Origin of the sequence: Acinetobacter sp. XH1741, assembly GCF_041021895.1 — a bacterium.
Classification (GTDB): Bacteria; Pseudomonadota; Gammaproteobacteria; order Pseudomonadales; family Moraxellaceae; genus Acinetobacter.
In genome coordinates, this window is sequence record NZ_CP157428.1 from 1,193,349 (window position 1) to 1,219,598 (window position 26,250).

Genomic DNA, 26,250 nt, shown 5'->3' on the forward strand with positions numbered 1-26,250 from the left:
CGACCTATGAAAAAATCTACTCAGTCCAAAGCATGGACAACGGTTCAAATTGCACGTCATCCTGAACGTCCGCAGTTTCTAGATTATGTCGGTGAAATCTTTACAGAGTTTGACGCCTTGCATGGTGATCGTTTGTTTGGTGACGATGGTGCGATGGTAGGTGGTCTTGCTCGTTTTGACGGTCAACCTGTGATGGTCATTGGACAACACCGTGGTCGTAGTACCCGTGAAAAATTAAAGCATAACTTCGGTATGGCGAATCCTGAAGGTTACCGTAAATCTCAGCGTTTATTAGATATGGCTGAGCGTTTTAATCTTCCGGTCTTTACGTTTATTGATACGATGGGTGCATACCCAGGTGTTGGTGCGGAAGAGCGTGGTCAAGCTGAAGCAATTGCAACGAGTCTTGCTCAACTTTCAAGTTTGAAAGTTCCTGTTGTTGCAACAGTATTGGGTGAAGGCGGTTCTGGTGGTGCTTTAGGTATTGGTGTTGCTGACCGAGTTATTATGCTGTCGCATAGTATTTATTCTGTGATTTCACCTGAAGGCTGCGCATCTATTTTATGGAAAACTGCTGAAAAAGCAGCTCAAGCCAGTGAAGCTTTAGGTTTAACTGCAGATAAATTACAATCTCTAGGTATTGTTGAATATGTAGTAGATGAAGGCGAAGGAGCTCATTTAGATCCTGAGCGTGTTATGCAAAATCTAAAAGTAGTTTTGAAGCAAGCTTTAGATGAGTTGCTACCAATGGATGCAAATGAACGATGCGAAGCACGTTATCAACGTTTAATGAAGTTTGGCAGCGAAAATTTAGGCATAGCGTCTTAAAGCAGGCTCAACAGTTTTCAGAAAATAGTACTTTTCTTATTGGGTGTAGTGGTGGCATGGATTCAATGCTACTACTACATTTAATGGCCCAAATTTTCCCTCAAAAGATTCGAGCAATTTATATTGATCATCAACTGCAAGATCAAAGTGCAGAATGGGGGAAATTGGTTGCCAGTCAGACAACAAGTCTAAATATTCCTTATATTATTCAAAAAGTTCAGATTGCTGATGGGAATCTGGAGGCTCAAGCACGTCAGGTACGTTACCAAGCTTACCAACAACATTTACAGCAAAATGAAATTCTATTACTTGCTCATCATCAGCAAGATCAAGCTGAAACAGCTATTTTAAGATTATTGTCAGGCACTGGAGTCGATGGGCTTGCGGCGATGCAACCCATTGATTACCGTACGAACATGACGATTTGGCGTCCTTTTCTAGATTTAACGCGTGAGCAAATCGCTTGGTGGACTGCTCAACTTGAAGTTAAATATATTGATGATCCAATGAATTATGATACCCATTATGACAGGGTATGGTGTCGTGAAGAGCTTTGGCCATTTTTAACAAAACGATTTCCAAAAATGCAGCAGGCTTTGAGCCGAACCAGTTATGTTATGCAGGATGCTGCTGAAATTTTAGAAGAAGCCCTCAAAGCGGATTGGCAATATTGTGGTTCAACTGACTATTTAGATTTAATCAAATTGGCAGAGTTATCGGTTGCTCGGCAGCGCCAGTTACTTTCTGGATGGATGAAAGGTAATGGACAGTATCGGCCAGGGTTCGAGATGGTCGAACGTTTAAAGACCGAAGTTATTGAATCTAAGTCTGATGCACAAGCAGCTCTACACTGGAACCATTTTTACTATGTCCGTTATCAAAATATACTCTATAGGTTGAGTAAACACATTTATCTTGCTGAAACTTTAAATCCGGTTGAAGCTGAACTAGAGCATGCATTTAAATTAAAAGAAGAATGGCAGGCTGCTTCAGGTGTGTTTCATATTAGGTCTAAAGAGTTTGGTTTAAGTAATTGTTTATTAAATAAAAAATTAAAAGTGCTCCAACGTCAAGGTGGTGAAAAAATTCACTTATATGGTCGTGTTGGGCAATGGCCTTTAAAAAAAGCAATTCAAGAAGCACATATTTTGCCTTGGCTTCGTCATACAATTCAAATATTAGTCATAGATAATGTTATGCTTGGGGTTTTTACACCGAAAGGATTTTGGTTGGCTCAGTCTCCATATTGTGAGGAAGGAGGGTGGCAACCAGATTTAATTTCTCATTCTTGTAATCTGGTAAATGGCGAATATGGTTATGACAACAGCAGTGAATTGTAATATCTGTTTTATTGGTGGCGGTAATATGGCCCAAGCACTCATTGGCGGGCTTATTTCCAGAGGATTGCCTCCAACACGTATTACCGTTTCAGATCCAGTCGAACAAATCCGCCATTTATTACAAGACAAAGAAGTTCATGTAACACAAGATAATACGGCTGCTATTAAAAATGCAGATGTAGTTGTTCTTGCTGTAAAACCACAAGTTTTGGCAAATGTTTTACTCCCACTAAAAGGTCTATTGTCGGATAAACTGGTTATTTCAATTATTGCTGGTGCGGAAATTAAGACGATATCAAACCTTATTGATAGCGAACGAATTGTACGTGTTATGCCAAATACACCGGCATTAGTTCAAACAGGCGCACATGGTATTTATGCGACTGATGTGGTTGGTACCTCTGATCGTGAATTAACGAGTCAGATTTTAGCAGCCACAGGTTTAACAATTTGGGTAAACTCCGAAGCTCAAATTGATGCAGTAACAGCAGTTTCTGGCTCAGGTCCGGCTTATTTCTTCTACCTCATGGAAAGTATGATTCGTGCAGGTAAAAATTTAGGGCTTGATGAAAAAGTTGCAACTGCTTTAACGCTTCAAACAGCATTAGGCGCGGCTCAAATGGCAATTACGAGTTCGAATAGTCCATCTGAGCTACGTAAAAATGTAACTTCACCGAATGGTACAACACAAGCTGCACTTGAAGTTTTTGATCGTGCACAAATCTCTCAAAATATTCAATCTGCATTAGCTGCTGCACAGAAACGTAGCCAAGAATTGGCTCAAGAATTGAGTGACAGTACAAAACAGCTTTAATAGGATAAGACAACTATGGGTGCAAATTCTGCGCTAATTTTTGGAATTTTAATTAACGTCGCGATTTTATTGGTCTTTTTCCGTTTTTTAATGCAATTGGCGGCAGTAAGTCCTTATAATCCTGTGGTTTTATCGACAGTAAAGGCGACCAAAATTGTTGATATTTTTGGCCGAATTTTTCCAACGGTCGCAAAAGGCCGATTTAATTTGGCTGCGTTAGTTCTTTTAATTATTTTATATTTACTGAAAATTTTCGGTGTAATGTATCTTTCAGGTTCTATGCCAAATAGTCCGATTCATTTAGTGATTTTGACATTTGTGACCATGATTCAGGACTTGATTCGTTTCTGCCGTTATTTAATTTTCGCGACAATCATTTTGAGTTGGGTGGTTATGTTTACCCAATCTCGCTCGCCTTATATTGAAGTGATTCAAGATTTGGCAGAACCATTATTAGCGCCGTTCCGTCGTTTACTGCCTAATATGGGAATGATTGACTTATCTCCAATTTTAGCTTTTTTGGCACTCTATATTGCCGAGATCTTAATGAATGAAGTTGCTAAGGTTTTACTAACTGGACTTTAATTCTGTAAAAGTAAAAAAGGGCTGTAATACAGCCCTTTTTTATTGGATTATTTTATGGATGACTTAGTGAGCATCATCCCAGTTCTTGCCTTGTCCTACTTCAACCACTAATGGCACAGAAATTTCTACAACTGATTCCATAACATGTGCAATTTGTTTTGATAGTTCGTCAGCAATATTTTGATCTGCTTCGAATACTAATTCATCGTGTACCTGAAGAAGTAACTTTGCTTGATCTTTTGGCAAGATTTTATCTACTTCAATCATCGCCAGTTTAATGATATCAGCCGCACTACCTTGTAAAGGGGCATTGATCGCAGCACGTTCAGCAGCTTTACGCACCATCACATTTCGGGCATCAATATCAGGCGTATAAAGGCGACGGCCTAAAATAGTTTCAACAAAACCTTGCTCAGACGCTACTTGACGTGTGCGCTGCATATATTCATAGATGCCAGGGTAGCGTTGGAAATATTGCTTAATATAGTTTTGTGACTCTTGACGTGTAAACCCTAACTGACGAATCAAACCAAACTCAGACATACCGTAAAGTAGGCCAAAGTTAACGGCTTTCGCTTGACGGCGTTGATCATTAGTCACATCTTCAATGGCAATACCCAACACTTCGGCAGCAGTACGACGGTGTACATCTTGACCATGTTGGAATGCATGCACCAAGGCATCATCTTGAGAAAAATGAGCCATTAAACGAAGTTCAATTTGCGAATAGTCGGCTGCTAGTAAAACTCGTCCTTCTGGTGCGATAAATGCCTTACGTATTTGACGACCAATTTGTCTACGAATTGGAATATTTTGTAAGTTAGGATCAGAAGAGGAGAGACGTCCCGTTGCAGTTAGCGCCTGATGATAACTGGTATGCACACGATGAGTATCGTTATGAGATTGCTCAATTAAGCGGTCAGTATAGGTACTCTTTAACTTTGCTAATCCACGATGCTCTAAAATAATTTCTGCTAATGGATGTTCAATTTTTTCTAAAACACTTTCACTTGTACTGTATTGTCCAGTTGCAGTTTTTTTGCCGCCTTTGATTCCCAATTTATCAAATAGGATTTCGCCAACTTGTTTAGGTGAAGCAATATTAAAAGTTTCATCTGCAATTTCCATAGCCTGATTTTCAAGGCCTTCCATGGTTTTTGCAAATTCAACGCTTAATTTATCTAAGAATGCATGATCTAGGCGAATACCATCTTCTTCCATACCCGATAAAATTCGAGCAACGGGCATTTCGATGTTATATAAAATATTTTCAAGCTCTGGAAATGGCTTAAGTTTGTTTGAAAGTACTTCATACAAACGGTATGTCACATGGGCATCTTCTGCTGCATAGTGAGCGGCAACTTCAATCTCAATTTGATTAAAAGTTTTCTGTTTAGCACCTTTTCCAGCAATTTGCTCAAAAGTAGTGGTTAAGTGACTTAAGTAGACACGCGCTACATCGTCCATGCCGTGACGAGTTGCTACAGCATTGAGTACATAAGATGCCAGCATGCTATCGAAATACCAGCCTTTAAGCTCTATACCGTGATTTGCAAAAATGTGTGCATCATATTTAAGATGATGACCGATTTTTTTAACCGCTTCATTTTCTAGTACAGGCTTAATTTGCGCTAAAACTTGTTCACGGTCGAGTTGCTGTGGCGCATTTTCATAATTATGTGCCAAAGGAACATAGTAGGCATCTTTCGCATCAAATGCGATTGAAAAACCAACCATCTCGGCAATACGGTAATCAAGGCTTGTGGTTTCTGTATCAATCGCAAAATGATCGGCATTTTGCATGCGTTGCAAAAGCTGATCCCATGCTTCTTGAGTTAAAACAGTATGGTAATTTGCAGTCCCAAGTTGGTCATCTTGACTGGTTAGGCTTGCCTGATCTTCTGTTTCTATTGATTCAGTAGGTTTAACTTCATTTTGAACAACAGCCTGTGAAGCTTGTTGTTTATAGCTTGAGCTATTTGGATTGTTTGGATGATCAAGCGACTGTAACTGATTTCTAAACTCAAGCTCAGTGTATAGATTGCGCAGCGCTTCTACATTTGGATCGATGAGCTTTAACTCATGCCAGTCGAGTTCTAAGGGAAGATCGCAAACAATACTTGCTAGTTGATGATCAAGCTTAATATTGTCTAAATTATCTTTAATATTTTGGCTAAGTTTGCCTTTCAGTTGATCTGCATTGGCAATGATATTGTCTAAAGTGCCGTATTCAGTCAGTAATTTGGCTGCTGTTTTAGCGCCCACACCGGGAACACCCATAATACCGTCAGATGCATCGCCCATTAGGGTTAAGTAATCGATAATCTGATTTGGCCAAACGCCAAATTTTTCAAACACGCCGTCAGTGTCGAGTACACGATCTTTAAAGCTATCCTCTAACTTTACATGATCATTAACGAGCTGAGCCATGTCTTTATCTCCGGTTGAGATAAGAACATGATGGCCTTCGAGCACAGCACGTTTAGCAAGTGTCCCGATAATGTCATCTGCTTCTGCACCCGGGAGACTATATAAAGGAATCCCTTGTGCTTTAATTAAAGCATGTAAATACGGAATTTGTTGAGATAACTCTTCAGGCATGGTTGGGCGGTCACCTTTATAAATAGGTGAAAGCTTATGACGGAAGGTTGGCTCAGGCGTATCAAAAATTACTGCCATATGTGTTGGCTGCATACGGCGCATCAGTTTTTGAATTGCAGAAATTGCCCCACGTATTGCATTGGTATGTAACCCTGTAGAGGTCGTCAATGGTGGTAATGCATGATATGCACGAAATAAAAAATAGGACCCATCAACCAAGACAAATGGTGGCATTGAACAATTCCTTAATTTGAATTACGGGTATTTTACGTGAAAACGGCTATGAATGCAGGTTTATGATTTTTGCAGTATTTTGTATGTATAAATATACGCTTGTATTGGCTTGAAGTAAGATGACATGTAATGAAGGTGTCATATTGCTAAGCCCATGTATAAAAAAGACAAACAGGGAATGATCGTCGTTTTGATCGCTTTGACTTTGTTTTTAGCCATGTCAATTGGTTTTAAATTTCAGAGTGCCGTTGTTGCTTTATCTATTGCGCTCACTGTCATATTGGTACAGTTTTTATCAAATTTGCATGATCGTTTAACTCATTTAGAAGAACAGTTTTCTCAGCAGAAAACTCCACTTTATTCTATTCACATGCAAAGAACAGTGATTTATGCAGCTGCATTGGTTGCATTAGTGGCTTATATCAATCATTGGATGTGGATTTCCGGCGGGGCATTACTGGTTTTACTACTATGTTTAATTCAAACCATTAGCACTTTTCATACTCGTCTGTTGTTCCTCGAATCAGCAAAGCAAACAGTTCGTGTAAATGAGACTATACCCACAGAAGTTATAGCTCCTGCGGTAGAGCAAGTTGACTTTAAACATACGGATACACTAGTCCCAGTTGAAACAACATCTTTAAATCAAACAGAACAACCAGCTCATGTACAGAGTGCATGGTGGCAACCAGCAGTAGATTGGATGGTTCATGGCAATCCAATTTTAAGAGTTGCTGTTGCTGTGCTTATGGTTGGAGTGGTGTTGTTATTACGTTTTGCTAGTGAACATTGGCAGTTAAGTTTAGGTGTGAAACTTGGTTTTATTGCAATTGCCGGAGGTGTATTAACTGCATTTGGATATACCTTGCAAAAGAAAAATCAGCTTTTTGCAGTGGCATTGCAAGGTGTTGGACTTGCTGTTGTATTTCTTACGCTCGTGTTCTCTCATCATTTTGGTGTGATTGCTAATCTCACTACAGCGAGTATTCTGTTTGCGATTTTATTAGCAATTACGGTATTCCTGAGCTTAAAACAACAAGCTATTTATTTAGCTATATTAGCACTTGGTATGGCCTATGCGGCTCCTTTAGTTATTCCGCAATATCGCCCTGATGTGATTTTCCTATTTAGCTACTATCTTTTTATTAATCTTGCTGTTGCCGCCGTTAACTTTATTCAGCCATGGAAAATCTTAAATCAGATTGCTTTTTTTGCCACAATGTTTATTGGCGGTAGTGCAATCGCTTTTTATGCAGAGCCAACAAAATTTGACACATTAGACTGGATTTTATGGCTGCATATCGCACTCTTTATTTGGCTCAGTGTTCGTTATAGCCAAAATATATCTCGGGTTTCAGCACATGAAAAGCAAGAGGGGATTCGCTTACCTCCACTTTTAGATGTTGGTCTTATTTTTAGTGTACCTGTATTAGGTTTTACACTTCATGCCTATTTGGTCCATGAGTCTACCCAAGCATTAACTCTTGGGGCGGCTGTTTTGGCTGTTACCTATGCAGTCTTAACTTTCTGGATTAAAAAAACTCATCCTCAGCTTTCGGTTCTTGCAAAGAGCTTTTTTATTCTTTCGGTTGCGTTTTTCGCTTTAATCTTTCCACTCGCAAAAGGTGCACATTGGACAGCGATTGGTTGGGTAGCTCAAGGTACAGCCTTAATTGTTTGGGGAGTAACTGAACGCTACCGTTTAAGCCGATATATTGGTGTGGTTTTAGTTTTACTTAGCTCACTTGCACTGTTTTATCAGGTTTGGGCAAATGAAGAGTTTCCAACGCTAAGCACTAGTATTTATGCAATTGCTCAATTCATTTCGGCCTTTTATTTACTGCAGTACAACAGCAAAGAACAACGCTATTTTAGCGCAAGTATGTTTAGCGGTATTTTCTTATGTTTGGGCATGTATGCAGGGGCTGTAGCTGGTGTGGAAATGTTGGCATGGCATCATCATGGTTTGAGTCCATATTTGATGTTTGCTGTAGCGCTAATAGCAATATTTAGTGCGGTTGTTTACTATAAAATTCGTGCGCAGTGGCAAAGCTTACAATTACTTTTAATTAGCCTATTGCTGTTGTTAGCTTTGGGTGAGTCCTTTACTAGCCCAGTCTTTACTTTGTTTAAATGGGTAGACCCATTACAGCAAATGACTTTCTTAGTTGCTACCATTATTCTAAGCGGCTTATTTATTATGGCTCAACCGCAGTCGGATGAGTCTGGATACTTAAAAGTCTGGGCTGGCTTAAGCTGGTTGGCATTAGGCATAGTTGGTTTGGCAATCTTTCCACAAATGCCAATTGTTGCTCTGGCTTTCGTACCTATGGTTTATTCACTCTGGGCATATAAATCTCGTAAAGCTACGTTGTTACATCAAATTCCGGTGTGGTGTCTGAGTTTAATTTGGTTACTTGTGGTCAGTGTTGATATTCATTCTGCTGAGTACCTTTATTTTGTTCCTTTATTTAACTTAACTGACTTTCTTTCAATTGCTGTCTTTGCTGGTCTGCTCTTTATTATTTATCAGCATGCGTTTGCTCAGGATAAGTCATTGGAATGGACTTTTAAAATTACAACAATTTTAGTTGGGTTATTAGTATTTAGTAGTGTGGTGGTGAGAGGCTTGCACCACTATTGGGCAACACCTTTATGGAGTGCGCCAATTTGGACAAATGGAATCGTACAGTTAAGTTTGACATTACTCTGGGTTATTTTGGCATTTGTATTGACGACTTACTCTAGTCGGAAAATGATTCGTCAACTGTGGTTTGTAGGCGCTGCACTTTTAGGAATTGTCGTATTAAAGCTAATTTTGCTCGATCTATCGCAAAGTGCCACATTAACTCGAGTTATTTCATTTATTGGAGCAGGTGGGGTAATGCTAATTATTGCTTATCTTGCACCATTACCGCCGTCATCCTCTGTACAGAAGAATCAAGAGCCTAAGCTTTAGGCTCTCGTTTTAATTCTTTTTGGTTACTGTATTGATCGATATCATCTTCAGCAAAAATATGAGATGGTCGATCAATCAAGCCCATTTTTGGAACAGGAATTTCGATCTGATTATCTAAAAAACCATTACGAATACGTTCTTGCATTTCATCGCGAACTTTTAAAGAGTTCTCTTGTCGGCACCACATTGCAAATAAAAGCTCAATCGATGATTCTCTGAAAGCAGTAACCGTAACCGCAGGCTTTGGATCATCTAACACAAGTGGATAATTTGCTGCGACGTTAAGTAAAACCTCACGTACTTTAATAATGTCTTCATGAAAGTTGATGGCGAGTGTAATTGGAATACGCCGTATCGGATATTTAGATAAATTGTGTACAGGCGCACGAATAAGTTGTTCGTTTGGCAAACGAATATAGACATTGTCGAGCGTAAGTAGCTTAACTGAGAGCAAATCAATTGAGATCACTTCACCTTCAATGGTATTGCCACGAATAAGGGTAATTTGAATGGTATCACCAACTTCAAATGAACCTTCCCCAATCAAAAATAAACCACTAATCAAGTTGCTGGCAGAGGTTTGAGAAGCAAAACCAAGTGCTACGGTTAAAATACCTGCTGCACCAAGGAATACACTGAGTTTGAATCCTGCTTCTTTTAAACTCGTCATAATGAAGAGTAAGAAAATAAAATAAAAAATACCACGACGCCATACAAGGCGTTGATGAGCATTAAAGCGCGAGCCAACGGTTCTAATAAATGTATTTGAAATAATACGGGCAAGAACAAAACCAATAAAGCACAGTACAACACCGACTAAAATTTCACTAATACGTTCGGTGTTGATATTGGTAAATATACTTTTGAGACTATAAGCGATTTCTTTAGGAATATTTGAATCAACCATAAAGCCCCCTTAGAAAAATGAATCAAACATATTAAATAGTGCTCCACCTGGTGAACGTGGTGGATGAACATAAGTCACTTCGCCTGCAAGGGGGGGCGTACGGTTTTCAATACGAATGCGGGCAGGGCGGTCTGACCCTTCATAATAAACTTTAATTTGTGATGTCCATAAGCGTTTCGTGCTTTCACTATAAAATAGTGGTAAGGCAGTCACTGGTACATTCATGCGGTCAAAGCGTAATTGATGATTACTGGTATTGTGAAAATCAATCGGTGTAACTGCACGGAATGCTCGGGGTGTTAAAAGGTTCAAATCTGTACGACCATCAACAGAAGTCGCATAACAGATTTCACCTTGTTGTGCATTTGGACCAAACCAAGTGTCTTTAGGTTGAATGACTGGAATTTCAAACAAAGGCTCATGCTGACTTTCTACTAAACCTGCGATCCATAAAGGGGTACTAATATAAAGTGTCCCACGTTGACCCGCTGGAATATAAATTGGATCAACTGGTTTAATTACTACAGAACGGTCTGCCAAACGAGGCATAAGTAGGAATTTTGGATTGGTTTTTCGAAACATGTAACGTTCGACTCGAACCGAATGTGGAAAACCGAAATTCGCATCCGAAATCATGTGCCAATTTTGTTCATTGTCGTCTTGCAAAGTTGGGCGATAATATTCAATACGCCATTCTTTTATACCACGCGTTAAACGAAACAGCATTGAACCGAACTGCCAAGCTTTGGACTGATTAATTTCAAAGTGTTGCTCACCCCACCATTTTAAAGAGTTTTCGGAGTGAGACTGATATTCATTATTTTCAAACAAGACGCAAAATTCCTATACCGAGTTGTTAAACAGACTTCACGCTGTAATCTGCTTAGAGTACACTCAAAATCATCTTACTCATCATTATAAATTGTGATGCAAATATTGAAACAAATACAAGTTCCATATAGTTTTGCCAAGCGTCATGGTGTTTTATTTCGTTATGACGGTGATCAAGTCTTTATTGTAAGACGTCAAAATACAGAAAAAATTGCATTGCAGGAAGCAAGACGAATTTTGGGGAAGCCTGCACATTATCAATTATGTACCGAACAAGAGTTTAATAGTTTATTAAGTACAAGTTATGCTGGGGACACAGGTGAGTCACAACAGGTGGCTGCTGGTTTAGAAGACCATCCAGATTTATTGAGTTTAGCCGATCAGGTTCCTGAAACAGAAGACTTAATGGATCAAGAGGATGATGCGCCTATTGTTCGTTTGATCAATGCACTTCTTTCTGAAGCAATTCGAGTAGGTGCTTCAGATATTCATATTGAAGCTTTTGAAAAAAAATTATCTGTACGCCTGCGCGTAGATGGTCAATTACGTGAAATTGTACAACCACGCCGTGAACTAGCCCCCTTACTTGTTTCACGTATTAAAGTCATGGCAAAGCTCGACATTGCGGAAAAACGTGTGCCACAAGATGGACGTATTTCTTTACGTCTTGCTGGACGTGAAGTCGATGTACGTGTGTCGACTTTACCATCATCACATGGTGAGCGAGTAGTTATGCGTTTGCTTGATAAACAAGCAGGTCGCCTAAATATGATCCATTTGGGTTTAATGGCCAATGACTATGAACGTTTAACTCAGCTAGTGCATCGTCCACATGGCATTATTTTAGTCACAGGGCCTACGGGTTCGGGGAAAACAACGACTTTATATGCGGCTTTATCTGATTTAAATGATAATACCCGTAATATCTTGACTGCTGAAGATCCTATTGAATATCAACTCGAAGGGATTGGTCAGACACAAGTGAATACCAAAGTTGATATGACATTTGCTCGCGCTTTAAAAGCCATGTTACGTCAAGATCCAGATGTAGTCATGGTGGGGGAGATTCGAGATCTGGAAACAGCAGAAATTGCAGTGCAAGCATCACTAACAGGTCATCTGGTTTTATCGACACTACATACCAATACAGCGATTGGTGCGGTTACTCGTCTCAAAGATATGGGAATTGAACCATTCTTGCTTTCAAGTTCTTTAATTGGTGTTGTGGCTCAACGCTTGGTTCGTACCTTATGTCAGCATTGTATGACGTGGCGTGAAGCAGATACGTTTGAAAAACAGGTTTTTCAGCATATTCATAGTGAACCTATGTTGCAGTTACCAGAAGCGAAAGGGTGTGATCATTGCTCTCATTTGGGTTTCAATGGTCGTACTGCTATTTATGAGATTGTACCTGTGGATGAGCCTATGCGCCGTCTTATTCATGGTAATGCGGCTGAATTTGAATTGGAAAATCATGCTCGTGAATATTCGGGTTCTATCCGTGATGATGGTTTACGTAAAGTTCTCTCAGGTAAAACTACACTTGAAGAAGTGCTTCGAGTAACGAATGAAGCAAGTGAAGCATGATTTTTATAAGATGAAAAAAATGCCCGATTTATATCGGGCATTTTTAATAATAAAACTTATTCAGTCACAATATTAAAATTCACATCAATATTGTTGCGAGTTGCATTTGAATATGGACAAACAATATGAGCTGCTGCAACTAATTTTTCAGCTTCTTCACGGTCCATACCAATTAAGTAAACGTTTAAAGTTGCTTCAATGCTGAAACCTGTAGGAATTGGGCCAATACCTACTTCGCCTTCAACATAAGCATCTTTACTAATATTAAACTTATCGCGGTTGGCAACAAATTTTAAAGCACCTAAAAAGCATGCTGAATAGCCCGCTGCAAATAGTTGTTCAGGGTTTGTTACTGCACCACCAGCTCCACCCATTTCTTTAGGTACGCCAAGCTGTACGTCTAATACGCCATCTGATGAAGTTGCACGACCATCACGGCCACCTGTTGCTTTAGCTTTTGCACGATATACAACTTTTTCTAAAGACATTTTTTGTTCCTAATTTAAATTGAATACAAATATATCGTACACGACTTATATGTTTTGACAAGTCAAATTTGTAAAAAAATTGAAGATTATTTAGCTATATTTGTACGAAGTTGGGTAAGTTGATCTTTGAGGCCAAGTAGGGTGGTCATATCACAAGAACTCGCTTCCAAAATATGAGCTGGAATATTTACTGCTTGTTCTTTTAAATTTTTCCCTTTTTCACTCAGTGTAATAATCACTTGACGCTCATCTTCTTTTGAACGAGTGCGATTCACAAGGTGCATTGCTTCTAACTTTTTTAAAATTGGAGTTAATGTAGATGACTCTAAAAATAGTTTGCTGCCAATTTCTGAAACAGTCACTTCATCTTTTTCCCATAGCACTAACATAACCAAGTATTGAGGATAAGTGATACCTAATGGTGTTAAAAGTTTTCGATAAAGTTGATTAAGTGCCAAGTTTGTTGAATAAATGAGGAAACATAGTTGATTCTCAAGCTTTAAGTTTTGACAGTCTTGGTCCATATATTCCTCAGAAAAATTGATTGGTGCTTTCCTAGTATATCGCTTTATGTGTGATTTCTTAAATGCTCATAATTCTGAGCTATTGATAAAAATGAGATAATGCAAAAAAAGAGTAATCGAAAGATTACTCTATGACTTAAAAATATTAATTGGAAATATTTACCAGAGATCGGCAATTTTTTTCATTAAACGAGCGCGGTATTTTGCAGTTGGATTGTTTTCGTTGCGTTGCTGCTCTTGTTCATAAAAATCTTGCCAAGCTGTGATCATTTCAAGAGTTGTTCCTTGCTTTTTAATCATGGAAACATCAGCTGGCTGAATATTTTCTAAACGCTGTCTAGCACCTTCTGCACCTGTTCCCCAGCCAATAATCCGCTGTCCAAAAGCAGGTAAAGGAATGTTTTTTGGAGTAGGTGGAGTAACATCTTGTTTAAGCTGTAAATTTGGAGAAACAAAATGATTTGTTGTACCGAACTCAGCTGCATAACAGTGAATATTTGCCCCTAAGCAAAAAATGCTAAATAAGTATTTCCACATGAATAATTAAGCTTTTAATAGTGAATTAATTTACGATGCGTCATTAAAGGCATTGATGTACGAACAAGTTCTTGAGCGGTTAAATCAAAAGGTACAGTAATTAAACCATTACCTTCATATTCAATCATACTTAAAACTTGTCCACGGCTGTCAGTTGCTCCTGCATGCCCCCAAGTTTGACGCTTTTCCCCATGCCAACCTTGTTGCGCTGCGCCTAAAACATAACATTGACTATCCATTGCACGTGCTTGCAGCAAAAGCTGCCAATGCATTTGACCTGTTGTATAGGTAAATGCTGCTGGTGCAGTCAATAGATGAGCACCTTGCTGTCTTAAGGTCAAAGCCAACTCAGGAAAACGTAAGTCATAACATACCATTAGGCCAATATTGCCAAAAGGGGTAGAAGTGACTACTACGTCTGTTCCTGGTTCAAAGAAACGTGATTCCTGATACCCACCGACTGCATCACTTACTTGAACATCAAATAAATGAATTTTGTCATAACGTGCTTCAGTGCGTTCAGGACTAATGCATAAACTTACTGTGCGAACTCGTCCATCTTGTATGATGGAACCATCTGGACGAAATGGACAAGGTAAGGTCCCAGCAACAATCCAGATTTGATATTGATGTGCAAGTTTCTCAAGTCTTTGCTGAATCGATTCAAATTGCTCAGCTGTTTCACGCTGTTTACCAGCAGCGAAACATACAAAGTTTTCTGGAAAAACAATCAAGCTAGCATTCTGAGCCTTGCTTTGCTGAATCAATGTCTCAATGACCTGAAAGTTACTTTCAATGTCATCTTGAGAATTCATTTGAACAACTGAAACAAGAGTCATGTACAAATCCAGATTAGCATTAAAATTTAGGCATTTTGCTTATCAGATACTTGTTCGAGCGTGTCTTGTTCTTTCTGCAATTGCTTAACAAGTGGCTCAAACATATTCTGATTATTTGCATTGAGTTTCATCAGCGTCTTATGCGCGTCCAAAACAGTTCTTAACATCGCATTATGAGTAATGTGATCGTCATTTAACGTCAAAGTACAAACGTTAGGATCACCACAATAATTCAAGATGACAAAAACCTGCCCTAGCCCCATGCTGTTGGCTAAGGTTGTGATATCTGGATTGGTAGATAGCATCACAGCTTGAATATGATGAGTCTGTTTGAGTTTTAGACCTAGCTTGGCTAGGATGCCTAATACAGTACTATCAATAAATGTTGTTTGGGTTAAATCAACGATCGCACCAACAACATTTTCTTGCTGTTCAATTCTATTTAAAAGTTTGTCTAGACTTATACAAGAATGGGCTCGCACTTCACCAATAAGTTTGAAAATATGCGTTCCATTTAAGCTTGCATATTCAACATGACCTGTTGACATAAAAATGCCATTTTCAGAGAAGGATAGAAAAATTATCACATAGTGCCATCTCAGACTCAAGAGTCCTTAAGTCGTATATTATGTAATTAATTGATTCTTAAATTAATTCATTCGACAAAGACTAAAGATGGCAATGTCATCTGCAACATGATCGGGTGCTTGGAATGATTGATTTTGCAAATGTTGGACTAATTGTTGAAACTGATCATTCAAGCCACCATCAAAAGGTTCTAGTGCTCCATCTGAGCAAACAATGAAACGTGCATGACGATTTAATGTACACACATGTTCTTCAACTTCTAACTCGTCAGTTAACCCTAAAGGGAAACTGCTAGTTGTTAAAATTTTGGGTGGTTGATTAGGTTCGAAAATAATCGGAGGAGGGTAGTGACCAGCACTAGACCAACGAAGGTTATGCGTTTCAAGATTTAAAATACCGACCACAATTGTAATGTGTTTTTCAATATTCTCTTGAACTAACATTCCATTTAACTTTTTAATTAACTGTCGTGGCGTCTTTGAACGGCCATGGAATGCAGCCATCCAAGAAGTTAATAAACTGCTTGTTACACCGTGTCCAGACACATCGGCAAGATAGAACAAAACTTCTTTATCATTTAACTTCCAGTAATCATACCAGTCTCCTGATAAATACGCGGAAGGCTGAAAAAAAGTCTCAACTTCATAATTTAATAAATCAATCGGGTTAGGTAACAAACGTTTTTGTAATTCTGCTGCTGAAGGTAAATCACGGCTATCTTGATTACGTTTATATTGTGCATCAATTCGTGTTAATGCTTTATTTAGATCTTTTGGTAATTGGTTCCATACCCAGCCAGCAAGAGCACCTGCTTCCCATGCCTGAGCTAAAGCACTACCTTCATGCTCAAAAGCGATCACAATTGTAGGTAAGCGCCATTTATAAGTCAGGAAATCTTGAACATCCGCAATTGCAATAATGGTTGGGTCATATAAATCGAGATCATCTATGTGAATGACTTGTAAGTCTGGTAATGCATCCAGAGCTTGCTCTAACAAAGGGATAGAGCGTGTCGGTTTAATAAAATACATAGAAGATATGGCAGTCCTTTTTCAAGATCACATTATCCATCATAGAGGATGTATGACCAAAATCAAGGTATTGCCTCTTTATAGAATAGAGCAGGTACAATACCTTGATTTCTTATTTAATTATTTTTTAGTCTTATTATGACTGTTATCTGGAACATCTTCAGATTCATCATCAATAAACGAGACATCTGCTGAATCACCTTTTTTCTCAGCAATCTGGAATGCTTTACGTTGCAGATATAGATCTCGAATCATCGCATATTGATCACCTTGTATGGTTTGATCCAAGTCTAAATATTGAGCTCGTGTATCAATAGCTTGTAAGACATTGGTTGACCAATAAAGACCATCTTGGTTATTCATAATATATTTTTGTGGACGAGCCTGAGAATCTACAGCTAAGCCAAACCCATCACGCAAAGTACTTGGGCCAAAGAAAGGTAGCATTAGGAATGGTCCAGAAGGAACGCCATAATAACCTAGAGTTACACCAAAACTTTCATCTTCAGGTGGAAGACCTAAACGGCTAGCAGGATCAGCTAAGCCTAAAGTTGTTAATGTATTAACAGTAAACCGGCCAAGTGTTTTTGCCGCGCGTCCAGGTCGTCCTTGAATGAGCTGATTCACAGCATTCCAAGGCTCGCCAAGATTTTTGCGGAACTGGCGATAAGAGCCACGCACATCTTCTGGCGTTTTTTCATTATATTGAACTGCAACAGGGCGTAAAATATTACGATCTAGCATGTCATTAAAAGAATAAATCGGACGGTTCAATGACTGTAAAGGATCTTTTACTGTGTCCGGTTGAGCAGCATTTGCATTGATTTTTAAATCTTTAGCTTTTAGACCTTTCAAATCTTTAATAATTTGTGAATGGGGGCGGCCCTGTTTAGCCTCTGTTGAAGTAACATCCTCCGAACTAGCGGCAGATTCTTCAGTAAGATTTTCTTGAGCGTGTGCTGAGGTATAAAGACCCACAGTTAATAAGCTCGATAATAGTAAATTAGAATAATTCATATAATTCCTTAACCGCTACTAGGCTCTGTTCAATATGCAGTTGGATAGAGATATATTTTAATACAGAAGCGACAAGCTATTATCAACGTAAAATTGGTCAAATAATATAGAAATATAACTAAAAAGCCTAAAAAACGCCCACTTGATACAAAGGTGGTGAAAAAGGGGTTGCAAGTGGAAATTAATGGTCTATAATGCACATCCATCGGCGGTGATGCAGATAGAAACTTGTTGAAAAACAGTTACTTGTGATTAAGTTGGTTGCGTTAAGTGATGAATTTGATGATGAGATGGTTTAGAAAATAAGTTTTAAAAAATATCGAAATTACCTGTTGACTTTTAAGAGATTAAGAGTAATATAGCCGACCTAGCTTGCTGGTGACGAACCAGGAAGAAGATCATTAAGAGAATTGAAGAACAACTTGTGTGGATTTTTACTGATTGATTAATCGAAATAATTTTCATTGATTGATTGGTTTAAATTACTCGAAGTTTATTTGAGCGAATTTAAGTCAGTAATTGATGAGCTAGAATTGGCACCTTGTCTTTAAATAAGGTGCAAAATGATTTTAACTGAAGAGTTTGATCATGGCTCAGATTGAACGCTGGCGGCAGGCTTAACACATGCAAGTCGAGCGGGGAAGGGTAGCTTGCTACCTAACCTAGCGGCGGACGGGTGAGTAATGCTTAGGAATCTGCCTATTAGTGGGGGACAACATCTCGAAAGGGATGCTAATACCGCATACGTCCTACGGGAGAAAGCAGGGGATCTTCGGACCTTGCGCTAATAGATGAGCCTAAGTCGGATTAGCTAGTTGGTGGGGTAAAGGCCTACCAAGGCGACGATCTGTAGCGGGTCTGAGAGGATGATCCGCCACACTGGGACTGAGACACGGCCCAGACTCCTACGGGAGGCAGCAGTGGGGAATATTGGACAATGGGGGAACCCTGATCCAGCCATGCCGCGTGTGTGAAGAAGGCCTTATGGTTGTAAAGCACTTTAAGCGAGGAGGAGGCTACTTTAGTTAATACCTAGAGATAGTGGACGTTACTCGCAGAATAAGCACCGGCTAACTCTGTGCCAGCAGCCGCGGTAATACAGAGGGTGCAAGCGTTAATCGGATTTACTGGGCGTAAAGCGCGCGTAGGCGGCTAATTAAGTCAAATGTGAAATCCCCGAGCTTAACTTGGGAATTGCATTCGATACTGGTTAGCTAGAGTGTGGGAGAGGATGGTAGAATTCCAGGTGTAGCGGTGAAATGCGTAGAGATCTGGAGGAATACCGATGGCGAAGGCAGCCATCTGGCCTAACACTGACGCTGAGGTGCGAAAGCATGGGGAGCAAACAGGATTAGATACCCTGGTAGTCCATGCCGTAAACGATGTCTACTAGCCGTTGGGGCCTTTGAGGCTTTAGTGGCGCAGCTAACGCGATAAGTAGACCGCCTGGGGAGTACGGTCGCAAGACTAAAACTCAAATGAATTGACGGGGGCCCGCACAAGCGGTGGAGCATGTGGTTTAATTCGATGCAACGCGAAGAACCTTACCTGGCCTTGACATAGTAAGAACTTTCCAGAGATGGATTGGTGCCTTCGGGAACTTACATACAGGTGCTGCATGGCTGTCGTCAGCTCGTGTCGTGAGATGTTGGGTTAAGTCCCGCAACGAGCGCAACCCTTTTCCTTATTTGCCAGCGAGTAATGTCGGGAACTTTAAGGATACTGCCAGTGACAAACTGGAGGAAGGCGGGGACGACGTCAAGTCATCATGGCCCTTACGGCCAGGGCTACACACGTGCTACAATGGTCGGTACAAAGGGTTGCTACACAGCGATGTGATGCTAATCTCAAAAAGCCGATCGTAGTCCGGATTGGAGTCTGCAACTCGACTCCATGAAGTCGGAATCGCTAGTAATCGCGGATCAGAATGCCGCGGTGAATACGTTCCCGGGCCTTGTACACACCGCCCGTCACACCATGGGAGTTTGTTGCACCAGAAGTAGCTAGCCTAACTGCAAAGAGGGCGGTTACCACGGTGTGGCCGATGACTGGGGTGAAGTCGTAACAAGGTAGCCGTAGGGGAACCTGCGGCTGGATCACCTCCTTAACGAAAGATTGACGATTGGTAAGAATCCACAACAAGTTGTTCTTCATAGATGTATCTGAGGGTCTGTAGCTCAGTTGGTTAGAGCACACGCTTGATAAGCGTGGGGTCACAAGTTCAAGTCTTGTCAGACCCACCATGACTTTGACTGGTTGAAGTTATAGATAAAAAGATACATGACTGATGATGTAAGCTGGGGACTTAGCTTAGTTGGTAGAGCGCCTGCTTTGCACGCAGGAGGTCAGGAGTTCGACTCTCCTAGTCTCCACCAGAACTTAAGAGAAGTTCGGATTACAGAAATTAGTAAATAGAGATTGAGATCTTGGTTTATTAACTTCTGTGATTTAAGTATCACGGTATTAAGCATGACCTGACGAAGGCATGTTTATTCATTAACAGATTGGCAAAATTGAGTCTGAAATAAATTGTTCACTCAATAACAAAGAGAGATGAAGTAATTCTGATCTTGGAGTTAATTGAGAACTAGCAAATTAACTGAATCAAGCGTTTTGGTATATGAATTTAGATTGAAGCTGTACAGTGTTTAAGTACACAGACAACAGATAGTAGCGATGAAGAATCGCACGGACAACACTCACTTGTAGGTGTTGACGACTGTTTGGGGTTGTATAGTCAAGTAATTAAGTGCATGTGGTGGATGCCTTGGCAGTCAGAGGCGATGAAAGACGTGATAGCCTGCGAAAAGCTCCGGGGAGGCGGCAAATATCCTTTGATCCGGAGATTTCTGAATGGGGGAACCCACCTACTTTAAGGTAGGTATTGCAACATGAATACATAGTGTTGCAAAGCGAACGAGGGGAAGTGAAACATCTCAGTACCCTTAGGAAAAGAAATCAATTGAGATTCCCTCAGTAGCGGCGAGCGAACGGGGATCAGCCCATTAAGTTATGTGTGTTTTAGTGGAACGCTCTGGGAAGTGCGAACGTAGAGGGTGATATTCCCGTACACGAAAGGGCACACATAATGATGACGAGTAGGGCGAGGCACGTGAAACCTTGTCTGAATATGGGGGGACCATCCTCCAAGGCTAAATACTCCTGACTGACCGATAGTGAACCAGTACCGTGAGGGAAAGGCGAAAAGAACCCCTGTGAGGGGAGTGAAATAGATCCTGAAACCGCATGCATACAAGCAGTGGGAGCCGACTTGTTCGGTGACTGCGTACCTTTTGTATAATGGGTCAGCGACTTATATTCAGTAGCGAGGTTAACCGTATAGGGGAGCCGTAGAGAAATCGAGTCTTAATAGGGCGTTTAGTTGCTGGGTATAGACCCGAAACCAGGCGATCTATCCATGAGCAGGTTGAAGGTTGGGTAACACTAACTGGAGGACCGAACCCACTGTCGTTGAAAAGCCAGGGGATGACTTGTGGATAGGGGTGAAAGGCTAATCAAGCCTGGTGATAGCTGGTTCTCCCCGAAAGCTATTTAGGTAGCGCCTCGGACGAATACCATAGGGGGTAGAGCACTGTTTCGGCTAGGGGGTCATCCCGACTTACCAAACCGATGCAAACTCCGAATACCTATGAGTACTATCCGGGAGACAGACTGCGGGTGCTAACGTCCGTAGTCAAGAGGAAAACAATCCAGACCGCCAGCTAAGGCCCCAAAATCATAGTTAAGTGGGAAACGATGTGGGAAGGCATAGACAGCTAGGAGGTTGGCTTAGAAGCAGCCACCCTTTAAAGAAAGCGTAATAGCTCACTAGTCGAGTCGGCCTGCGCGGAAGATGTAACGGGGCTAAAACTATGTGCCGAAGCTGCGGATTTGACATTAGTCAAGTGGTAGGGGAGCGTTCTGTAAGCCGATGAAGGTGTATTGAGAAGTATGCTGGAGGTATCAGAAGTGCGAATGCTGACGTGAGTAACGACAAAACGGGTGAAAAACCCGTTCGCCGAAAGACCAAGGGTTCCAGTCCAACGTTAATCGGGGCTGGGTGAGTCGACCCCTAAGGCGAGGCCGAAAGGCGTAGTCGATGGGAAATTGGTTAATATTCCAATACTTCTGTGTAATGCGATGAGAGGACGGAGAAGGTTAAGTCAGCCTGGCGTTGGTTGTCCAGGTGGAAGGATGTAGGTATGTATCTTAGGCAAATCCGGGGTACTCTATACTGAGATCCGATAGCAAGCTGTACTTGTACAGTGAAGTGGCTGATACCATGCTTCCAGGAAAAGTCTCTAAGCTTCAGTTACACAGGAATCGTACCCGAAACCGACACAGGTGGTCAGGTCGAGTAGACCAAGGCGCTTGAGAGAACTCTGCTGAAGGAACTAGGCAAAATGGTACCGTAACTTCGGGAGAAGGTACGCTGTTGTTGGTGATGGAACTTGCTTCCTGAGCTGATGACAGCCGCAGAAACCAGGCCGCTGCAACTGTTTATTAAAAACATAGCACTCTGCAAACACGAAAGTGGACGTATAGGGTGTGATGCCTGCCCGGTGCTGGAAGGTTAATTGATGGGGTTAGCGTAAGCGAAGCTCTTGATCGAAGCCCCAGTAAACGGCGGCCGTAACTATAACGGTCCTAAGGTAGCGAAATTCCTTGTCGGGTAAGTTCCGACCTGCACGAATGGCATAATGATGGCGGCGCTGTCTCCAGCAGAGGCTCAGTGAAATCGAAATCGCTGTGAAGATGCAGTGTACCCGCGGCTAGACGGAAAGACCCCGTGAACCTTTACTGCAGCTTGACACTGAACTTTGACCTTACTTGTGTAGGATAGGTGGGAGGCTTTGAAGTTGGAACGCTAGTTCCAATGGAGCCGTCCTTGAAATACCACCCTGGTAATGTTGAGGTTCTAACTCTGTCCCGTTATCCGGGACGAGGACCGTGTCTGGTGGGTAGTTTGACTGGGGCGGTCTCCTCCTAAAGAGTAACGGAGGAGTACGAAGGTGCGCTCAGCGTGGTCGGAAATCACGCGTAGAGTATAAAGGCAAAAGCGCGCTTAACTGCGAGACCCACAAGTCGAGCAGGTACGAAAGTAGGTCTTAGTGATCCGGTGGTTCTGTATGGAAGGGCCATCGCTCAACGGATAAAAGGTACTCTGGGGATAACAGGCTGATACCGCCCAAGAGTTCATATCGACGGCGGTGTTTGGCACCTCGATGTCGGCTCATCTCATCCTGGGGCTGAAGCAGGTCCCAAGGGTATGGCTGTTCGCCATTTAAAGAGGTACGCGAGCTGGGTTTAGAACGTCGTGAGACAGTTCGGTCCCTATCTACCGTGGGCGCTGGAAATTTGAGAGGATCTGCTCCTAGTACGAGAGGACCAGAGTGGACGAACCTCTGGTGTACCGGTTGTGACGCCAGTCGCATCGCCGGGTAGCTATGTTCGGAAGGGATAACCGCTGAAAGCATCTAAGCGGGAAGCCTACCTCAAGATAAGATTTCCCTAGGACTTTATGTCCTCTAAAGAGCCGTTCGAGACTAGGACGTTGATAGGTTGGATGTGGAAGCATAGCGATATGTGAAGCTGACCAATACTAATTGCTCGTGAGGCTTGACTATACAACACCCAAGCAGTTGTATATAAAGCATCAATCGATTCATTATCATACTAAGTAACTTGATTTAGTTATTCCACTAGTTAAAATGAACAAGTTCAGATTCAATCAGCCCATCTGTAAAGATTTGGAAAACGCATTGGCAGACAATAAGACCAAGGCAAGTATCCATAACAGTTGTGCTGGCGACCATAGCAAGAGTGAACCACCTGATCCCTTCCCGAACTCAGAAGTGAAACCTCTTAGCGCTGATGGTAGTGTGGGGTTACCCATGTGAGAGTAAGTCATCGCCAGCTCATTATTCAAACACCCCAATCTCAAAAGAGATTGGGGTGTTTTTTTATGCCTGAAAAACATTAAATTCAATCTAATAAATATCTCATTTCTTATGTTTTAAAAAATACTCTGTTAGATGACAATAAAAATAACTCTACTGTTATTTCTTAAAAGAAAAATTACTACTTTTCGCATGAAATGCTGAGTCAATATATAGGATTAATCATTACTATATGCTATAAATATTGAATAGGCATGATTTTTGCTTGTTATTTGGAAAGAGAAATATATGAAATTATCTGTTGGATTGAAAGTTGCGAATTCATTATCGTTAACGCCTCAATTGCAGCAGGCAATCCGTTTATTACAACTCTCGAGTTTAGAGTTAGAGCAAGAAATTCAAATTCAATTAGATAGTAATCCATTACTTGAAAAAGTAGAAGATGAATCATTATCAGAAAGTTTATCTACCTTAGAAAAACAAGAAACAGATGATCTTACAACCGAATTGAATGCCAACCATTTACCTGATGATTTGCCTGTTGATACCGAATGGGACGATATTTATACCCATCAATCTACAGCTTTAGCTACACCTGAATTTGAAGAGCGTGAAGATAACCGCCAGGTTCAGATGACGCTCAAAGAGCATATTTTAGAACAAGTGAACTTACTACATTTTTCAAAAATAGATCAGTTGATTGCTTTTTGTATTGTTGATGCATTAGATGATAAAGGTTTTTTAGAAGCTGAGTTAGAAGAGATTCTCTTAGCTGTACAGCACTTACTAAATGAAATGGATATTGAAGAAGAGGTTGAAGAGGACGAAATTTTAGTCGTCTTGAAGTATATTCAACGCCTTGATCCAATTGGTATCGGTGCTCGTAATCTTGCTGAATGTTTAAAAGTTCAGTTAGAGTTTTTACCTCAGGAAACTGAGTATTTAAAAGAAGCTAAAAGTTTGCTTCAGTATTATGAGTTACTAATTGCAAATGATCTCAATAAATTATTAAAGCAAACCGGTCTTTCTAGGGAACAGTTAAAGTTTGCGGTTGATTTATTAAAAACATTGAAGCCTTATCCTGGGATGGATTTTGAAAAGCAAGAATCGGAATATCAGATTCCAGATGTAGTGGTAGCTAAAAAGGATTTGCATTGGCAAGTCCAGTTAAACCCAGATGTTATACCAAAATTAAGAATCAATTCTTTTTATTCAGGCATGATTCGCAGGGCAGATCAGAGTGATGATAATTTATATCTGCGTAATCAAATGCTTGAAGCTAAGAATTTTATAAAGAGTATTGATGAAAGGCATAAAACTTTATTGAAAGTTGCTAGTTGTATTGTTGAGCATCAAAAAGCATTTCTTGAAATAGGTCCAGAGGCTATGAAACCGCTGGTACTACGGGATGTTGCCGAAGAAGTAGAATTGCATGAATCTACGGTTTCTCGAGTGACTACAAATAAGTACATGCTGACCCCACGAGGACTTTTTGAATTGAAATACTTCTTTTCTAGTCATGTAGGCACGACAGCGGGAGGAGAAGCTTCTTCTACTGCAATTCGAGCAATGATTAAAAAATTAGTTTCTAATGAAAATCCACGTAAGCCGTTGTCTGATAATACAATTGCGGCGTTATTAAAAGATGAAGGAATAGAAGTGGCGAGAAGGACTGTAGCAAAATATCGAGAATCGTTACATATTCCATCGTCATCCGAAAGAAAAGTCTTGATCTGAATTTTGAAGTATGACTATTCTAGATATTCATTATGACGGAATAATGAAATTTCATTTTCACCAAGAGGAGTTGCTAAAATGATTTAATTGTCCCAAATCATCTTTTTAGATTGCATTAAATCGTTTTAGTTCTTCTTTATATAACCCAAAAAGGTGAGGGATAGAATTATGCAAATAACGATTCGTGGACATCATTTAGCAATTACACCAGCTATAGAAGAAAATATTAAAGCAAAATTTAATCAGTTAACGAAACATCTGGATCAGGTGAATAGTATGCAGATTAAACTAACGAAAGATCATCAGATTGATAAGCGTTCACATAAAGGTAGCTCTAATCATGTGGCCGAAGCGATAGTCCGGTTACCAGGAATTGAACTATTTGCTCAAGCAACAGCAGATGATATGTATACTTCAATTAAAAAATTGACTGAAAAATTAAAAAAACAATTATTAAAATATCGGAAAATGCAGTGTGCTTATTCGCAAGTTGCTGTTTCTATTTAATAAGTTTTTAATAATTGAGAGAGGCTTGAAATATAGCCTCTTTTTTATTGATAAAATATAAACACGTACTGAATTCTTTGAAAAAGTTATAGTAAAATACTTCGTTTTACACCGTAGGTTGTGCCAGAGGTCTTTGCAATGAATAGTGAACAGCTCACTCAAATTTTAAAAGAAGCTTTTCCTGAAGCGGAAGTAGCGGTGAGCGGACAGGCTGGAAAATTTGACCTCCGTATTGTGGATGATCAATTTGAAGGCAAACGTACTGTTGCTCGCCAGCAGACAGTTTATGCACCATTAAATACTTATATTGCAAGTGGCGAAGTTCATGCCGTAACAATTCGTGCGATGACCAAAGATGAATGGCGTAAAGCAAGCCTTTTCGGAGCTTAAATATTA

19 protein-coding genes, 2 tRNA genes and 3 rRNA genes are annotated in these 26,250 nt (G+C 40.4%); 14 read left to right on the forward strand and 10 right to left on the reverse strand.

The features are described 5' to 3' along the window. Nucleotides 1-6: 6 nt before the first annotated feature. Genes ABLB96_RS05770 through ABLB96_RS05785 form a run of 4 tightly spaced genes read left to right on the forward strand, consistent with a single transcriptional unit; the run spans nt 7 to nt 3,567 of the window. A complete protein-coding gene (locus ABLB96_RS05770) occupies nt 7-828 on the forward strand; it encodes an acetyl-CoA carboxylase carboxyltransferase subunit alpha (protein WP_348895519.1) in 822 nt (273 codons plus the stop codon). Next, complete coding sequence (gene tilS / locus ABLB96_RS05775; RefSeq protein WP_348895518.1) at nt 765-2,168, forward strand: tRNA lysidine(34) synthetase TilS; 1,404 nt, start codon at nt 765-767, stop codon at nt 2,166-2,168. Before ABLB96_RS05770 ends, tilS begins: the two co-directional genes overlap by 64 nt. Then, the gene (gene proC, locus ABLB96_RS05780) at nt 2,140-2,982 is read left to right on the forward strand and encodes a pyrroline-5-carboxylate reductase (protein ID WP_348895517.1); all 843 of its coding nucleotides are present in this window, start codon (nt 2,140-2,142) and stop codon (nt 2,980-2,982) included. The genes tilS and proC overlap by 29 nt, the downstream gene beginning before the upstream one ends. A gap of 15 nt (nt 2,983-2,997) precedes the next feature. Beyond that, entirely contained in the window at nt 2,998-3,567 is a 570-nt protein-coding gene (locus tag ABLB96_RS05785) for a YggT family protein (protein ID WP_002054582.1), read from the forward strand. Nucleotides 3,568-3,630: 63 nt separating this feature from the next. Here the strand turns inward: ABLB96_RS05785 and polA are convergent, their stop codons facing one another. Beyond that, a complete protein-coding gene (gene polA, locus ABLB96_RS05790; RefSeq protein WP_348895516.1) occupies nt 3,631-6,402 on the reverse strand; it encodes a DNA polymerase I in 2,772 nt (923 codons plus the stop codon). A 154-nt stretch (nt 6,403-6,556) separates the two neighbouring features. Between polA and ABLB96_RS05795 the strand changes: the two genes are divergently transcribed. Then, a complete protein-coding gene (locus ABLB96_RS05795; protein WP_348895515.1) occupies nt 6,557-9,361 on the forward strand; it encodes a DUF2339 domain-containing protein in 2,805 nt (934 codons plus the stop codon). Here ABLB96_RS05795 and ABLB96_RS05800 read toward each other — a convergent pair. After that, complete coding sequence (locus ABLB96_RS05800; protein ID WP_348895514.1) at nt 9,351-10,268, reverse strand: mechanosensitive ion channel family protein; 918 nt, start codon at nt 10,266-10,268, stop codon at nt 9,351-9,353. The genes ABLB96_RS05795 and ABLB96_RS05800 overlap by 11 nt on opposite strands. A gap of 9 nt (nt 10,269-10,277) precedes the next feature. Continuing rightward, a complete protein-coding gene (locus ABLB96_RS05805; RefSeq protein ID WP_348895513.1) occupies nt 10,278-11,099 on the reverse strand; it encodes a hypothetical protein in 822 nt (273 codons plus the stop codon). A gap of 96 nt (nt 11,100-11,195) precedes the next feature. On the opposite strand from ABLB96_RS05805, the gene gspE reads away from it, so the two are divergent. Next, nucleotides 11,196-12,686: a type II secretion system ATPase GspE gene (gene gspE / locus ABLB96_RS05810; RefSeq protein ID WP_348895512.1), complete on the forward strand. Its 1,491-nt coding sequence runs from the start codon at nt 11,196-11,198 to the stop codon at nt 12,684-12,686. A 56-nt stretch (nt 12,687-12,742) separates the two neighbouring features. On the opposite strand, the gene ABLB96_RS05815 is transcribed toward gspE, so the two are convergent. The 7 genes from ABLB96_RS05815 to ABLB96_RS05845 form a co-directional block, all read right to left on the reverse strand. Continuing rightward, the gene (locus tag ABLB96_RS05815) at nt 12,743-13,174 is read right to left on the reverse strand and encodes an organic hydroperoxide resistance protein (RefSeq protein WP_348895511.1); all 432 of its coding nucleotides are present in this window, start codon (nt 13,172-13,174) and stop codon (nt 12,743-12,745) included. An 86-nt stretch (nt 13,175-13,260) separates the two neighbouring features. Then, nucleotides 13,261-13,698: a MarR family transcriptional regulator gene (locus ABLB96_RS05820; protein ID WP_348895510.1), complete on the reverse strand. Its 438-nt coding sequence runs from the start codon at nt 13,696-13,698 to the stop codon at nt 13,261-13,263. A gap of 159 nt (nt 13,699-13,857) precedes the next feature. Next, on the reverse strand, nt 13,858-14,235 hold the full coding sequence (locus tag ABLB96_RS05825) for a DUF4951 domain-containing protein (RefSeq protein WP_348895509.1): 378 nt from the start codon (nt 14,233-14,235) through the stop codon (nt 13,858-13,860). 14 nt (nt 14,236-14,249) lie between these two features. Next, nucleotides 14,250-15,074 (reverse strand): carbon-nitrogen hydrolase family protein, encoded by an 825-nt coding sequence (locus ABLB96_RS05830; RefSeq protein ID WP_348895508.1) that lies wholly within the window; start codon nt 15,072-15,074, stop codon nt 14,250-14,252. Nucleotides 15,075-15,100: 26 nt separating this feature from the next. Further along, nucleotides 15,101-15,622, reverse strand: coding sequence for an anti-anti-sigma factor GigB (gene gigB, locus ABLB96_RS05835; protein ID WP_309454572.1), 522 nt, complete (start codon nt 15,620-15,622; stop codon nt 15,101-15,103). A 102-nt stretch (nt 15,623-15,724) separates the two neighbouring features. Further along, complete coding sequence (gene gigA, locus ABLB96_RS05840; RefSeq protein WP_348895507.1) at nt 15,725-16,693, reverse strand: RsbU family protein phosphatase GigA; 969 nt, start codon at nt 16,691-16,693, stop codon at nt 15,725-15,727. Between the two features lie 120 nt (nt 16,694-16,813). Next, complete coding sequence (locus ABLB96_RS05845) at nt 16,814-17,710, reverse strand: VacJ family lipoprotein (RefSeq protein WP_348895506.1); 897 nt, start codon at nt 17,708-17,710, stop codon at nt 16,814-16,816. A gap of 570 nt (nt 17,711-18,280) precedes the next feature. Here ABLB96_RS05845 and ABLB96_RS05850 point away from each other — a divergent pair. From ABLB96_RS05850 to ibaG, 8 genes are all read left to right on the forward strand, one after another. Further along, nucleotides 18,281-19,817, forward strand: a 16S ribosomal RNA gene (locus ABLB96_RS05850). Between the two features lie 59 nt (nt 19,818-19,876). After that, nucleotides 19,877-19,953: transfer RNA gene (locus ABLB96_RS05855), tRNA-Ile, on the forward strand. Between the two features lie 56 nt (nt 19,954-20,009). After that, nucleotides 20,010-20,085, forward strand: a tRNA-Ala gene (locus tag ABLB96_RS05860). Between the two features lie 360 nt (nt 20,086-20,445). After that, nucleotides 20,446-23,337, forward strand: a 23S ribosomal RNA gene (locus tag ABLB96_RS05865). Nucleotides 23,338-23,514: 177 nt separating this feature from the next. Further along, nucleotides 23,515-23,629, forward strand: a 5S ribosomal RNA gene (gene rrf / locus ABLB96_RS05870). Together the 16S, 23S and 5S rRNA genes with 2 tRNA genes alongside form the textbook arrangement of a ribosomal RNA operon. Nucleotides 23,630-23,898: 269 nt before the next feature. Continuing rightward, the gene (locus tag ABLB96_RS05875) at nt 23,899-25,347 is read left to right on the forward strand and encodes an RNA polymerase factor sigma-54 (protein ID WP_348898319.1); all 1,449 of its coding nucleotides are present in this window, start codon (nt 23,899-23,901) and stop codon (nt 25,345-25,347) included. A gap of 168 nt (nt 25,348-25,515) precedes the next feature. Further along, a complete protein-coding gene (gene raiA / locus ABLB96_RS05880; RefSeq protein ID WP_317293828.1) occupies nt 25,516-25,854 on the forward strand; it encodes a ribosome-associated translation inhibitor RaiA in 339 nt (112 codons plus the stop codon). Between the two features lie 138 nt (nt 25,855-25,992). Then, nucleotides 25,993-26,244, forward strand: a complete 252-nt coding sequence (gene ibaG, locus ABLB96_RS05885; protein ID WP_348898318.1) for a BolA family iron metabolism protein IbaG — start codon at nt 25,993-25,995, stop codon at nt 26,242-26,244. Nucleotides 26,245-26,250 lie beyond the last annotated feature (6 nt).

What these genes read in the sequence shown, in the direction of transcription:
- gigB (WP_309454572.1), bottom strand. Translation starts at nt 15,622, where the DNA reads ATGTCAACAGGTCATGTTGAATATGCAAGCTTAAATGGAACGCATATT.
- tilS (WP_348895518.1), top strand. Translation starts at nt 765, where the DNA reads ATGCGAAGCACGTTATCAACGTTTAATGAAGTTTGGCAGCGAAAATTT.
- ABLB96_RS05825 (WP_348895509.1), bottom strand. Translation starts at nt 14,235, where the DNA reads ATGTGGAAATACTTATTTAGCATTTTTTGCTTAGGGGCAAATATTCAC.
- ABLB96_RS05800 (WP_348895514.1), bottom strand. Translation starts at nt 10,268, where the DNA reads ATGGTTGATTCAAATATTCCTAAAGAAATCGCTTATAGTCTCAAAAGT.
- ABLB96_RS05815 (WP_348895511.1), bottom strand. Translation starts at nt 13,174, where the DNA reads ATGTCTTTAGAAAAAGTTGTATATCGTGCAAAAGCTAAAGCAACAGGT.
- gigA (WP_348895507.1), bottom strand. Translation starts at nt 16,693, where the DNA reads ATGTATTTTATTAAACCGACACGCTCTATCCCTTTGTTAGAGCAAGCT.
- ABLB96_RS05820 (WP_348895510.1), bottom strand. Translation starts at nt 13,698, where the DNA reads ATGGACCAAGACTGTCAAAACTTAAAGCTTGAGAATCAACTATGTTTC.
- ABLB96_RS05875 (WP_348898319.1), top strand. Translation starts at nt 23,899, where the DNA reads ATGAAATTATCTGTTGGATTGAAAGTTGCGAATTCATTATCGTTAACG.
- ABLB96_RS05770 (WP_348895519.1), top strand. Translation starts at nt 7, where the DNA reads ATGAAAAAATCTACTCAGTCCAAAGCATGGACAACGGTTCAAATTGCA.
- ABLB96_RS05795 (WP_348895515.1), top strand. Translation starts at nt 6,557, where the DNA reads ATGTATAAAAAAGACAAACAGGGAATGATCGTCGTTTTGATCGCTTTG.
- proC (WP_348895517.1), top strand. Translation starts at nt 2,140, where the DNA reads ATGGTTATGACAACAGCAGTGAATTGTAATATCTGTTTTATTGGTGGC.
- raiA (WP_317293828.1), top strand. Translation starts at nt 25,516, where the DNA reads ATGCAAATAACGATTCGTGGACATCATTTAGCAATTACACCAGCTATA.
- gspE (WP_348895512.1), top strand. Translation starts at nt 11,196, where the DNA reads ATGCAAATATTGAAACAAATACAAGTTCCATATAGTTTTGCCAAGCGT.
- ibaG (WP_348898318.1), top strand. Translation starts at nt 25,993, where the DNA reads ATGAATAGTGAACAGCTCACTCAAATTTTAAAAGAAGCTTTTCCTGAA.
- ABLB96_RS05845 (WP_348895506.1), bottom strand. Translation starts at nt 17,710, where the DNA reads ATGAATTATTCTAATTTACTATTATCGAGCTTATTAACTGTGGGTCTT.
- ABLB96_RS05785 (WP_002054582.1), top strand. Translation starts at nt 2,998, where the DNA reads ATGGGTGCAAATTCTGCGCTAATTTTTGGAATTTTAATTAACGTCGCG.
- ABLB96_RS05830 (WP_348895508.1), bottom strand. Translation starts at nt 15,074, where the DNA reads ATGACTCTTGTTTCAGTTGTTCAAATGAATTCTCAAGATGACATTGAA.
- polA (WP_348895516.1), bottom strand. Translation starts at nt 6,402, where the DNA reads ATGCCACCATTTGTCTTGGTTGATGGGTCCTATTTTTTATTTCGTGCA.